Annotated in this window: 14 protein-coding genes and 1 pseudogene; 10 read left to right on the plus strand and 5 right to left on the minus strand. The window is 67.1% G+C overall.

From position 1 onward, the window contains the following. The first annotated feature begins 352 nt into the window (after positions 1–352). From ER13_RS12395 to ER13_RS12410, 5 genes are all read left to right on the plus strand, one after another. Positions 353–1,285, plus strand: coding sequence for a nitronate monooxygenase family protein (locus ER13_RS12395; RefSeq protein ID WP_035309673.1), 933 nt, complete (start codon positions 353–355; stop codon positions 1,283–1,285). Positions 1,286–1,319: 34 nt separating this feature from the next. Beyond that, on the plus strand, positions 1,320–2,030 hold the full coding sequence (locus tag ER13_RS12400; protein WP_035309676.1) for a TorF family putative porin: 711 nt from the start codon (positions 1,320–1,322) through the stop codon (positions 2,028–2,030). Between the two features lie 175 nt (positions 2,031–2,205). Continuing rightward, a complete protein-coding gene (locus ER13_RS12405; RefSeq protein ID WP_008260450.1) occupies positions 2,206–2,418 on the plus strand; it encodes a cold-shock protein in 213 nt (70 codons plus the stop codon). Positions 2,419–2,454: 36 nt separating this feature from the next. Then, on the plus strand, positions 2,455–2,628 hold the full coding sequence (locus ER13_RS18475; protein WP_155988153.1) for a hypothetical protein: 174 nt from the start codon (positions 2,455–2,457) through the stop codon (positions 2,626–2,628). Between the two features lie 25 nt (positions 2,629–2,653). Continuing rightward, on the plus strand, positions 2,654–2,911 hold the full coding sequence (locus ER13_RS12410) for a hypothetical protein (protein WP_008260096.1): 258 nt from the start codon (positions 2,654–2,656) through the stop codon (positions 2,909–2,911). 2 nt (positions 2,912–2,913) lie between these two features. Here the strand turns inward: ER13_RS12410 and ER13_RS12415 are convergent, their stop codons facing one another. Together ER13_RS12415 and ER13_RS12420 are read right to left on the minus strand one after the other, a co-directional pair. Beyond that, the gene (locus ER13_RS12415; RefSeq protein ID WP_008262149.1) at positions 2,914–4,077 is read right to left on the minus strand and encodes a cystathionine gamma-synthase; all 1,164 of its coding nucleotides are present in this window, start codon (positions 4,075–4,077) and stop codon (positions 2,914–2,916) included. 4 nt (positions 4,078–4,081) lie between these two features. Next, positions 4,082–5,482 (minus strand): cystathionine beta-synthase, encoded by a 1,401-nt coding sequence (locus ER13_RS12420; protein ID WP_052005073.1) that lies wholly within the window; start codon positions 5,480–5,482, stop codon positions 4,082–4,084. 105 nt (positions 5,483–5,587) lie between these two features. On the opposite strand from ER13_RS12420, the gene rnr reads away from it, so the two are divergent. From rnr to ER13_RS12435, 3 genes are read left to right on the plus strand one after another with little or no spacing between them, the layout of a single operon-like run. Further along, positions 5,588–7,903, plus strand: a complete 2,316-nt coding sequence (rnr, locus tag ER13_RS12425; protein ID WP_035309678.1) for a ribonuclease R — start codon at positions 5,588–5,590, stop codon at positions 7,901–7,903. Continuing rightward, on the plus strand, positions 7,900–8,613 hold the full coding sequence (locus tag ER13_RS12430; RefSeq protein WP_035309680.1) for an NUDIX domain-containing protein: 714 nt from the start codon (positions 7,900–7,902) through the stop codon (positions 8,611–8,613). The genes rnr and ER13_RS12430 overlap by 4 nt, the downstream gene beginning before the upstream one ends. A 2-nt stretch (positions 8,614–8,615) precedes the next feature. Then, entirely contained in the window at positions 8,616–9,023 is a 408-nt protein-coding gene (locus ER13_RS12435) for a DUF5990 family protein (RefSeq protein WP_035309682.1), read from the plus strand. Position 9,024: 1 nt separating this feature from the next. On the opposite strand, the gene ER13_RS12440 is transcribed toward ER13_RS12435, so the two are convergent. Then, the gene (locus ER13_RS12440; RefSeq protein ID WP_035309684.1) at positions 9,025–9,591 is read right to left on the minus strand and encodes a hypothetical protein; all 567 of its coding nucleotides are present in this window, start codon (positions 9,589–9,591) and stop codon (positions 9,025–9,027) included. 126 nt (positions 9,592–9,717) lie between these two features. Here ER13_RS12440 and rpmG point away from each other — a divergent pair, with 126 nt between their 5' ends. Continuing rightward, positions 9,718–9,885: a 50S ribosomal protein L33 gene (gene rpmG / locus ER13_RS12445; protein ID WP_008262536.1), complete on the plus strand. Its 168-nt coding sequence runs from the start codon at positions 9,718–9,720 to the stop codon at positions 9,883–9,885. A 144-nt stretch (positions 9,886–10,029) separates the two neighbouring features. Here the strand turns inward: rpmG and ER13_RS12450 are convergent, their stop codons facing one another. After that, complete coding sequence (locus ER13_RS12450; RefSeq protein WP_035309686.1) at positions 10,030–11,391, minus strand: PleD family two-component system response regulator; 1,362 nt, start codon at positions 11,389–11,391, stop codon at positions 10,030–10,032. Further along, positions 11,388–11,753 (minus strand): response regulator, encoded by a 366-nt coding sequence (locus tag ER13_RS12455; RefSeq protein ID WP_164952723.1) that lies wholly within the window; start codon positions 11,751–11,753, stop codon positions 11,388–11,390. The genes ER13_RS12450 and ER13_RS12455 overlap by 4 nt, the downstream gene beginning before the upstream one ends. Before the next feature lie 112 nt (positions 11,754–11,865). Between ER13_RS12455 and ER13_RS18000 the strand changes: the two are divergent. Further along, a pseudogene (locus ER13_RS18000) lies at positions 11,866–12,260 on the plus strand (DNA polymerase IV); the annotation flags it as partial.

Genomic DNA, 12,260 nt, shown 5'->3' on the forward strand with positions numbered 1-12,260 from the left:
GTGGTGGAGGGGGCGCGCCGCGCACGAGGCTTGCGGCGTTCAGCGCCCCTAATTCCGCAGATTTTCCCTAACCCATTCAACGCCCTGATGCCCCGAAACGACCCTCGGCCCACCACGCCTTGAAACCCGGCTATAATCACCTCCATCGGATGGGAGGGCCGAAACTGGACTCATTAGACTCATTGGACTGTGTTTTCACCGTCCAGCTTCGCCGCCGATTTCAGACGATTCATACGATTCAGACTCTGTTTTTTCGTCGGCGAGTCTGAAATCCCGTCGCCCGAATTCTCCTCGATTGCCTTCCCCCGCGACAGCCCGCTAAGCGTAGCGAAACGAAACCCAGGAGACGCCCGTGGCCATTCCCGCTTCGCTTCAAAAAGGCCTGACCCTGCCGATCATCTCGGCGCCCATGTTCCTGGTCTCCGGCCCGGATCTGGTGGTCGAGGCCTGCAACGCCGGGATCATCGGCACCTTCCCGTCGCTGAACCAGCGCACGGCCGAGGGCTATCGCGACTGGATTCACGAGATCAAGGGCCGGCTGAAGCCCGGGGCCGCCGCCTTCGGCGTCAACCACATCGTCCACCCGACCAACCCCCGGCTGATGGCCGACATGACGGTGTCGGTCGAGGAGAAGGTGCCGCTGATCATCACCTCGCTGGGCGCCGTGCGCGACGTGGTGGATGCGGTCCACGGCTACGGCGGCGTGGTCTTCCACGACATCGCCAACATCCGCCATGCGCGCAAGGCGGCCGAGGCGGGCGTCGACGGCCTGATCCTGGTCGCCAACGGCGCGGGCGGCCACGCCGGGATCATCAACCCCTTCGCCCTGGTCAACGAGGTGCGCAGCTTCTTCGACGGGACCATCATCCTGTCCGGCGCGATTTCGACCGGTCAGGACGTGGCGGCGGCCCTGATGCTGGGCGCCGACTTCGCCTATATGGGCACCCGGTTCATCAACACGACCGAGGCCATGGCGGCCGACGCCTACAAGCAGATGATCATCGACAGCGGCTCGACCGACATCGTCCACACCCCGGCCGTGTCCGGCATCCCGGCCAACTTCATGTCCAAGTCGCTGATCGAGAACGGGATCGACCCCAAACACCTGCCCGAGCACAAGCTGGACATGGGCGACGAGGCCAAGGCCTGGAAGACGGTCTGGTCCGCCGGTCAGGGCGCGGGCGCCATCCACGACGTCCTGCCGACCGCCGAACTGGTCGGCCGCCTGCGACAAGAGTTCGCTCAGGCCACGGAACAGTTTTCAGCCAGGACCGCAAACCTGTAAGGCTCCTTCGCGCATCCCGCGCGTTGGAGCCCGCATGATCCGAATCCCCTCGCTCGTTCCCTCCGCCCTGCTGGGTTCCCTGCTGGTCCTGACCGCCGTTGTTCCCGCCCAGGCCCAGACGTCTCCCGGCCGCGGCGTCTGGGGCTTCGAGGTCGAGGCGGGGACGGACAACCGCTCCAAGGCCGCCTCCAAGTCGGGCAACGACGCCTATGTCTCCGCCTACGCCGCCTGGGAGAGCGACGACGGCCGGATCTATGTCTCCCCCGGCTTCCAGACCATCCAGGCGGGCGGCTCGAACATCGAGACCGACTGGATCATCGGCTACCGGCCCGAGGCCTTCGGCTACGCCTTCGACCTCAACCTCGCCTACAAGCGCCGCCTCGACGTCGATCCCGGCTATGACGCCGACGGCCTGGAGCTGAGCGCCGAGGTCAGCCGCGCCGTCGGTCCCGCCCAGGCGGCCCTGCTGGTCCAGTACGCCCCCGACGCCCCCGGCGCGACCCGTTCCTACGTCTGGGTCGAGGCCGAACTGGGCTGGACCTTCTCGCCCCGCCTCGACGGCTCGGCCGCCATCGGCCGACGCGAACAGGACGGCGGCCCCGACTACACGGGCTGGAACGCGGGCGTGACCTACGCCCTGACCGACGCCCTCGCCCTCGACCTGCGCTACTACGACACCGACGCCGCCGCGTTGGACGAGCAGTACGAGGACGCCGTCGTCGCCCGGCTCGCCTACGCCTTCTGACGCCCTGCCCTTGCGCCCCGGGCCAAGGCCGCCCATATGGGGAGGGTCGATCTCTCTGCGTAACGCCGCTGCTCCCTTTGCATCACGCACCGAGGTCCAAACGCCGATCCCATTCAGACCCGACAGGCCGACCAGGGATCCCTCCCTGCGGTCAACGCCAGACGGAGGTCTCCAAATGGCTACCGGCACTGTTAAATGGTACAACCCCACCAAAGGCTACGGCTTTATCGCTCCCGATGACGGCGGCAAGGACGTCTTCGTCCACGCCTCGGCCGTCGAAACCTCGAGCGTTGGTTCGCTGAACGAAGGCCAGAAGATCTCCTACGAGATCGAGCGCGACTCGCGCTCCGGCAAGGAATCCGCCGGTCGCCTTACGGCGGCTGAGTAGGACACGCTTCGGAACACCATCGCCTTCGACGGCGAGGTGACCAAGCTCCTGCCTCTGGGCGGCCGCAAGGTCCGCCTGGACAACGGCCACGTCGTAACGGTCCTGCCCACGCTCGGTTCGCCTCAGGGCGTCTCCGGGCTGGGCGATCCGGTCGTGGTCGAGATCGCCTTCAATCAGCTGAAGGGCTGGCGCCTCGCGCGCCGGCCCTGACGCCTATTCCGTACAGGACGCCCGCATGACCCCGCTCGCCGACATGATCCCCTCGATGACCGACGCCGATCTGGTGACCCTGCGCGCCAACGCCGCCCGTCTGGTCGAACACGGCGCCTCGACCCAGGTCATGGCCGCCAGCGACATCCTGCCGGTCATCGACGCCGAAGTCGCGCGCCGCGCCGCCCTGCCCAAGGCCGCCAAGGCCCCGGTCAAGCGCGCCGCCCCCAAGAAGAAGCTGCCCCCCGTCACCGGCCACCAGACCGCCCTTCCCTCCAGCTGAGATCAGCCCAGGGCCTGATCCAGATCCGCGATCAGGTCCTCGACGTTCTCGACCCCGACCGACAGCCGGATCAGGCTGTCGGTGACGCCGCCCTTCTCGCGGATGTCCTTGGGCACGCTGGCGTGGGTCATGATCGCCGGGTGGTTCACCAGGCTCTCGACCCCGCCCAGCGACTCCGCCAGCGTAAAGACCTGCACCCGTTCCAGCACCCGCTTGGTCCGCTCAAGGTCGCCTTCCAGCACCACCGTCACCATGCCGCCGAAGCCCCCGTGCATCTGGCGCGCGGCCAGTTCGTGCTGCGGATGGGCGATCAGGCCGGGATAGATGACCTTGGCCACGCCCTTCCGGGTCTCCAGCCAACGGGCCACGGTCAGGGCGTTCTCGCAGTGCGCCTTCATCCGCAGCGCCAGGGTCTTCAGCCCCCGGTTGGCCAGGAAGGCGTCGAACGGCCCCATGATCCCGCCGACCGAGTTCTGCAGGAACTTGATCCGCGTCGCCAGGTCGGGATCGGCCGTCACCAGCACCCCGCCGATGATGTCCGAATGGCCGTTCAGGTATTTGGTCGCCGAGTGCATGACCACATCCGCCCCCAGGCTCAGCGGCTGCTGGCAGAAGGGGGTGGCGAAGGTGTTGTCCACGATCAGCAGCAGGCCGTGCGCCTTGGCCACCTTCGACAGGGCGGCGATGTCGGCCAGCTTCATCAAGGGATTGGTCGGGGTCTCGACCCACAGCATCCTGGTCTTGGGCGTGATCGCGGCCTCGACCGCGGCGATGTCGCTCAGGTCCACATAGGCGAAGTCCAGCCCCATGGTCCGCCGACGCACCCGCTCGAACAGCCGCCACGAGCCGCCGTACAGGTCGTCGCCGGTGACGATATGGTCGCCCGCGTCCAGCAGCTCCAGCGCCGTCGAGGTCGCCGCCATGCCCGAGCCGAAGCCGAACCCGTGCGTCCCGCCCTCCAGGTCCGCGATACAGGCCTCGAACGCCTCGCGCGTCGGGTTCTTGCCCCGCGCATACTCGTAACCCTTGTTCACGCCCGGGCTTTCCTGGGCGTAGGTCGAGGTGGCGTAGATCGGCGTCATCACAGCGCCCGTGGTCGGGTCGGGATGCTGCCCGGCATGGATGGCGCGGGTCGAGAAACCCTGGCTGTTTTTTGTGTCGGCCATGGGATTACCGGTTCAGGCTGAGGTGGTTGATCAGGTCGGTGCGGGTGATCAGACCCACGAACCGCTCGCCGTCCAGCACGATGGCCACCCGGTCGCGGTCGAAGACGGGGATCAGGGCGTCCAGCGGCTCCTTGACCTGAAGCGTGTCCAAGTCGCGCGTCATGGCCGAGGCCACCGGCTTGGCGAACCGCTCCTTGCGGGTGATCTCGTCGGTGTTCATCACCTGGATCAGGTCGCTCTCGTCCAAAATGCCGACCAGGCGGCCGTCTTCAATGATCGGCAATTGGGACACGTCGGCGCCCTTCATCCGCTTGAAGGCCGTGTCCAGGGTGTCGCCCGGGCCGGCGACGACCACGTCGCCCTTCTCGTATTTGCGGTTGATCAGGTCCGACAGGTCGCCGTGCAGCTCGCGCTCGCCCAGACCCTGATCCGCCAGCCAGGCGTCGTTGTAGACCTTTGACAGATACTTGGCCCCGGTGTCGCAGACGAAGGTGACGCAGGTCTTGGCCTCCGTCTGCTCACGGCACCAGCGCAGGGCCGTGGCGATCAGCGTCCCCGAGGACGACCCCGCCAGAATGCCTTCCTTCAGCAGAAGTTCGCGCGCCGTGGCGATCGCCTCGGCGTCGGGGATCGAATAGGCCTTGTCGATCAGGCTCATGTCCGCTGTGTCGGGCACGAAGTTCTGACCGATGCCCTCGACCGTATAGCTGCCGTCCGGCCCCGGCACGCCCTCATTGACGATGCCGGCCAGGGTCGATCCGACCGGATCGGCCAGGACGATCTGAGCCTTGGAGCCGACGCTCTTCAGATAGCGCGCCACGCCGGTGATGGTGCCGCCCGAGCCGATGCCGGCGACGAAGGCGTCCATGTCGCCGCCCGTCTGCTCCCAGATCTCCGGTCCCGTCGTCTTCACATGGGCGTCGGCGTTCGACTGGTTGGCGAACTGGTTGACGTAATAGGCGCCGGGAATGGCCTGCGACAGGCGCTCGGCCATGTCGGTGTAATATTCCGGATGCCCGTGCGGCACGTCCGAACGGGTCAGGCGAACATCGGCGCCCATGGCCCGCAGATGCTGGATCTTTTCCTTCGACATCTTGTCCGGGATGACCAGCAGCACCTTATATCCACGCGCCCGCCCGACCAGAGTCAGGGCCAGGCCCGTATTGCCCGCCGTCGCCTCGACGATCGTGCCCCCTTCCTTCAACCAGCCTTCCTTCTCAGCCGCATCCAGCATCTCGACCGCGATCCGATCCTTGATCGAACCGCCGGGGTTCTGGGACTCCAGTTTCAGCAGCAGCCGGCACTTGCCGGTGTCGATCTTCGTCACCTCCACCATCGGCGTCTTGCCGATCAGATCCAGCGGCGACTTCACGGTCGCGCTCAGGGCGGGGGCGTTCAGGGACATCGAAGACTCCGGTTCAGGACGCAGAGAGGCTGAGGCCTCACATTCACATGGTCAACTCACGCAAGATTTGACCCAAGGGCGCGGTTCCGCGCTACGAAAGACGCAATGACCAATTCATCCAAAAGGCCGCCCGCCGGCCTTCCCGACAAAGACACCCTCCTCGCCTTCCTGCGCGAGGCCGGATCGGCCGAGAAGACCGATATCGCGCGCCACTTCGGCCTGAAGGGCGGCGACCGCCGCGCCCTGCGCGAAATGATCCGCGAGTTGGAAGAAGAAGGAAAACTGGGCAAGCGCGGCCGCAAGGGCTTCTCCGAAGCCGGCGCCCTGCCCCCTGTCGGCGTCGCCGACGTGATCGAACGCGACGGCGACGGTGAACTTTACGTCCGTCTGGTCGAGGCCAGCGCCGACGCGCCCCGCGCCATACTGATGCCCGACAAGGGCAAGCCCGGCCCCGCCCCCGGCCCGGGCGACCGCCTGCTGGTCAAGTTCCAGCGCGGCGGCGACGGCTGGGAAGCCCGGCTGATCAAGAAGCTGGACGTCGGCACGAACCGCGTCCTGGGCGTGATCCGCAAGTCGGCGCGCGAGACCCGCGTCGAGCCGGTCGACCGCCGCTCCAAGGACGTGCTGCTGGTGCCCCAGGCCCAGTCGGGTGATTTGCGCGACGGCGACCTGGTCCTGGCCGCCATCGAAAAGGGCGAGCAGAGGTTCGGTCCCAAGCGCGGCAAGATCCTGGAGCATATCGGCAAGGAGGACGACCCCCGCGCCGCCTCGCTGATCGCCATCTACGCCCATGGCGTCCCGACCGGCTTCTCCGAGGCCGTCGAGCGTGAGGCCGAGGATCAGGCCCTGCCGACGCTGAGGGGGCGAGAGGACCTGCGCGAGGTCCCCTTCATCACCATCGACCCCGCCGATGCGCGCGACCACGACGACGCCGTCTACGCCGCCCGCGACGAGGATCCCAAGAACCCGAACGGCTGGATCGTCTGGGTCGCTATCGCCGACGTCGCCGCCTATGTGCGGCCCGGAGCCCATCTGGACCGCGAGGCGCGGGACAAGGGCAACTCGACCTATTTCCCCGACCGCGTCGAGCCGATGCTGCCCGAGGTGCTGTCGAACGGCCTGTGCAGCCTGAAGGAGGGCGAGAACCGCGCCTGTCTGGCGGTGCGGATGGTCTTCGACAAGGACGGCCGAAAGACCGGCCACAAGTTCGTGCGCGGCCTGATGCGGTCGCACGCCAAACTGTCCTACGAACAGGCCCAGGCGGCCATCGACGGGCAACCGGACGACGCCACCGGCCCGATCATGGAGGCCATCCTCTATCCGCTGTGGAACGCCTATCACGCCATGCTGAAGGGCCGGCTGAAGCGCAGTCCGCTGCAGATCGAATCGGCCGAGCGCCGCATCCGCATGGCTCCAGACGGCGGCATCGCCTCAATCGAGAAGCGCGCGTCGCTGGAGGCGCACCGGCTGATCGAGGAGATGATGATCCAGGCCAACGTCTGCGCCGCCGAGACCCTGGAGCAGAAGAAGACGCCCCTGATCTACCGCGTCCACGACGCCCCCAGCCAGGAGAAGATCTTCAACCTGGCCGACTTCCTCTCGACCATCGGCAAGCCGTGGAACAAGGGCGAGCCGGGCACCACCAAACGGTTCAACAAGCTGCTGGACGAGACCCGCGACGGCGAATACGCCGATGTGGTCAACGAAGTGGTTCTGCGCACCCAGATGCAGGCCATCTATTCGCCCGACAACGTCGGCCACTTCGGCCTGAACCTGGATCGCTACGCCCACTTCACCTCGCCGATCCGGCGCTATTCCGACCTGATCGTCCACCGCGGCCTGATCCGGGCGCTGGGCTTCGGCAAGGACGGGCTGACGGATCGCGAGATCGCCGAACTGCCCGCCATAGCCGAGGGCGTGACCATGACCGAGCGCCGGTCGATGGCCGCCGAACGCGACGCCATGGACCGCTATATCGCCGCCTTCCTGGAGGACCGCGTCGGGGCCACCTTCACCGGGCGGATCACCGGCGTCACCCGCTTCGGCCTGTTCATCCGCCTGGACGAGACGGGCGCCGACGGCCTGGTCCCCGTCTCGACCCTGGGCAGCGAATATTTCGCCCACGACGACCGCGCCCACGCCCTGGTCGGCGAACGCACCGGCAAGCGGTTCACCCTGGGCCGCAAGGTCGAGGTCAAGCTGATGGAAGCCACCCCCGTCACCGGCGGCCTGGTGTTCGAGATGCTCAGCGAGCCGGAACCCCGCGACCCCAATGCTCCCGCCCCGCGCTACGGCATCCGAGGACGGGGCGGCGACGGCCCACCGATGCGCGGAAAGGGCCGGCCGGGCGGTCCCAAACCTCGCAACGGCTCCAAGCCGGCGGGCGGACTGAAGGGCGTCAGGAAGGGCAAGCGGAGGTGACCCCCTTCGACGCCGCACAGGACCTGACCGACGCCCCGCGCATCGGCGGCGCCCAGCGGCCCAAGGACGCGGCGACCCTGATCCTGACGCGGGGCGGGTCGCGGCCCGAGGTGCTGATGGGAAGACGGGCGCCAGGGCATGTCTTCATGGCGTCGAAGTGGGTGTTTCCCGGCGGGCGGATCGACCGGGCGGATTTCACCGCCGCCGCAACGGGCGATCTGACCTCCGACGTCGCCCGCAGGCTGGAGGCCGAGGTTCCCGCCCGCCGCGCGCGCGCCCTGGCCCTGACGGCGGTGCGCGAGACATTCGAGGAGACCGGCTTGATCCTGGCCCGCCCCGCGCCGCCCGCCAACACAGCCGGGCCGTGGCGCGAGTATCGACAGGCGGGCGCTCTGCCCGATCTGGCGGCCCTGTCCTACATCGCCCGCGCCGTCACACCGCCCGGCCGGACGCGCCGGTTCGACGCCCGTTTCTTCATGGCGTCGGCCGAGGCCCTGCTGACGCCCGAGCCGACCGCAGGGTCCGGCGAACTGGACGAGATCGCCTGGCTCCCGCTGGAAGACGCCCGCGCCCTGGACCTGCCCGCCATCACCCGCTTCGTGCTGGGTGAACTGGCCGAGCGCCTGGCCCAGGACCGCGCCAATCCTGACCGCCCCCTGCCCTTCGTCCGCATGGTGCGTGGCCGCCACGTCGTCGATCACAGGGACTGACCATGCCCAGCGCCATAACCTTGCGCCTGACCACAGCCGATCCGGTCCCAGGCGTCGCCTACAGCCTGCAGGACAAGGCCAACGCGCCGGTCGATGCCCGTATCGCTGACGATGGTCCGATCAGTTTCGACGTCCCCGTCACCCTGTCCGACGGCGGGCGGCTGACCGGCCCCTTCGTGCGGCGCGAGGGACCGTCGCGACGCTTCGTCTATATCGCCATCGGCACATCGGCGGGACAGCACGGCGAATGGAGCCGTCGCGCCAAGATCGACGTCCACGACATACCCGCCGACCTTCTGGCCCTGGCGCGCGACGGACGCGTGCTGGAAGCCGTTCTGCCCGGCCGCGCCCGCGACGGCGGTCCGGCTTGCGCCACCGTGCGGCCGCTCCAGCCCTGGCGCGCCGTCTGACCTATTCGGCGACCGGCTTCGTCAGGTCGAACTCGACGCGGAAATGCCGGTTCGGACGCCGCAACTCATAGGCGAACATCCGGTCCGGATGGACCTCCATCGCCCAGACATTGGTGGTCGAGACCGCCGCGTCGTTGGCGTCGAACAGGGCGATGGACTCGGCGTCCACCGGGAAGGCCTGCCGCTCGGCCGTGCCCGCCTCCGCCGTATCCCCGCCGTACCAGTGCAGGACGTCGGTCGTTCCGGCCTCGTGCCGGTGATCGTGTTTCAGCCGCAGGCCCGTGTCCGTCTTCGTAACCACCCAGGTCCGCGACCTATCCTCGCCCACGGCGAAGGGAATACGCACCTCGTCCGACGAACAGTCGCGGACATGCATGATCAGCCGTTGGCTGGCGAAATTGGCGTCGGCCGCATCGGTCGTGACGACCCGTCCCTCGAATCTCTGGCCGCACAGGGCGGTGAGCCGCGCCAGGAAGGCGTCCTGCTCTGGCGTGGAAAAGGCGGACGCCGCGCCTGCGAAAGGCGCGGAAACAACGGCCAGGGCGGCGATGAAGGATGCGATTTTCATGCGACGACATTATATGTGCGCCGCGTCGCATCAACGTGGCATCGCGCCCGTTGACTTTGGGGCGCGGCTGAGTATGTTCCGCGCCTCTTATTTTAAGCGGCTTTCGCCGTCGCAGAGGTAATTCCGATGGCCAAACCGGCTTCCATCAAGATCCGCCTGAACTCCACGGCCGACACCGGCTTCTTCTACGTCACCAAGAAGAACGCCCGCACCATGACCGAAAAAATGGTCGTCAAGAAGTACGACCCGGTCGTGCGCAAGCACGTCGACTTCAAGGAAGGCAAGATCAAGTAAGGGCTCAAGGCCCGGCGACCCTCGCACGATCCGAGGGCGCCTTGATCTGAGACTGAAAATGAAACGCCCGGCGGGTCATCCGCCGGGCGTTTTCAGTTGCTTGTCGTTCTTCTCGACATCGTCTGACAACGGAGACAAGCGACGTCAGGCCGCTTTGGCGATGACCTTGTTCCGGCCGCCCGCCTTGGCCTCGTACACCCCTTCGTCGGCGCGTTTCAGCAGGGCTTCGGGCGTATCGCCGGCGCCGGTCGTGGCGGCGACCCCGATCGAGATGGTGATGGTCAGCAGTTCCTTGCCGCCCATGACCCGGAAGGGCGCGGAGGCGATGTCCCGGCGAATCCGTTCCGCAACGATCCGCGCGTCTTCCAGACTGGCGCCCGGCATGACCACCACGAATTCTTCGCCGCCCATCCGGCACGGCACGTCCACGGCGCGGACATTGGTGGCCAGTCGCACGGCGAACTCGGCCAGAACCTCGTCGCCGGCGTCATGACCGAAGCCGTCGTTGACGGATTTGAAGTGGTCGATGTCCAGCACCAGCACCGCCACCGTCGCGCCCCCATGCGCGGCCCGCCCGACCAGGGCCTGCAACTGCCCGGTCATGTAGCGACGGTTATGCAGACCGGTCAGAGCGTCGGTGACGGCCATCTCCAGGCTGCTGTCCAGTTTCTGACGCAGGAAATCGGTGTAGCGTTTGCGGCGAATCTGGGTTCGCGCACGCGCCGAAAGCTCCTCGGGATCGATCGGGCGCGGCAGGATGTCGGTGGCGCCCAGTTCCAGCGCCTTGACCATGCGCGGCCGTTCCTTCGGCTCGACAATGGCCAGGATTGGGGCGCGACGCGCATCGCCCGACTTGGCCAGGGCCACGACCCGCAGCCCGTCGAAGCTTTCGGCGGAGACATTGACGATGATCAGGTCCAGCGGCCCCTTGGCGGTCGCCAAGGCGGCCTCCGGATCGGACTCTATGGAGACGCGGTGCTCGCGTCCCAGTTCGGCGGCGATCGTCTGGGCCTGGCTCGCATCGTCGTCGATGATCAGGACCCGGCCGCCCTCGCTGCGCAACCGCGCGGCCCCCTCGCCGTCCACGCCCATGCGCCGGCTGCTTTCCTCGCGCTCGCGCAGTTCGTCCATCACCTGCTTCAGCCGCGTCAGCGACTTGACGCGCGCGAACAGGACCACGTCGTCGATCGGCTTGGTCAGGAAGTCGTCGGCCCCCGCCTCAAGCCCTCGGATTCGATCCTCGCGTCCGTCCAGCGCCGTCACCAGCACCACCGGTATGTGCCGCGTCTCCGCCCGCGCCTTCAGCCGCCGACAGGTCTCGAACCCGTCCATGCCGGGCATCATCACATCCAGCAGGATCATGTCCGGCTGATGCTCCGTCGCCAGATCCAGCGCGGTCGCCCCGTCGTTGCAGGTCAGGACGTCGTAGTATTCGATGGTGAGCTTGGCCTCGAGCAGACGGACGTTCACGTCCACGTCGTCGACCACCAGAATCCGCGCGCTCATCCCAGATGCTGCCGGATGGTTTCGAGGAAATGCATGACGGAGATCGGCTTGGAGATATAGGCCTCGCACCCGCCCTGGCGGATGCGTTCCTCGTCGCCCTTCATGGCGAAGGCCGTAACGGCGATCACCGGGATATGGTTCAGCTCCTCGTCGTCCTTCAGCCATTTGGTGACTTCGAGACCGGAGATTTCAGGCAGCTGAATATCCATCAGGATCAGGTCCGGATGATGCGCGCGCGCGAGAGCCAGAGCCTGCAGTCCCTCACGGGTCTGCAGGGTCTCGTAGCCCTGGGAATCGAGCAGATCATGAAAAAGCTTCATGTTCAGCTCGTTATCCTCGACGATGAGGACTTTCTTGGACATCATCACCTGACCTGCGGGGCCCCTCACAACGGGGCGCCTCGTGCGGTGGAATAGTGGGCGCCCAGTCTTAAGTTGGGGTGAAGCCAAGGTTACGGAGACCTTAAGCGTGGCCATGAAGGCCGTCTGCCGCGACTGCCTGTGGACCGGCGCCGACCCCGCCGGACCGCCGGACCGACGCTGCCCGTCGTGCGGCTCCCGTCGCATCGTCGCCGATCCGGAACTGGACCAGTTGTCAATCGCCCACATGGACTGCGACGCCTTCTACGCCTCGGTGGAGAAGCGCGATCGGCCCGAACTGCGCGACAAGCCGGTCATCGTCGGCGGGGGCAAGCGCGGAGTGGTGTCCACCCCCTGCTAAGTCGCGCGCCCGGACGGCATCGGCAACGCCATGCCGATGATCAAGCCGCTGAAGGCCTTTCCACAGGCCCCGCCGATCAAACCGACCTTCCCAAAAAATCTCTTTGAGTCGGAACCCACCCACGCCGCCCTCGCCCGGCCGAACGCCCT

Source organism: Brevundimonas sp. EAKA (assembly GCF_000698025.1).
In the GTDB taxonomy this organism is placed as follows: domain Bacteria; phylum Pseudomonadota; class Alphaproteobacteria; order Caulobacterales; family Caulobacteraceae; genus Brevundimonas; species Brevundimonas mediterranea_A.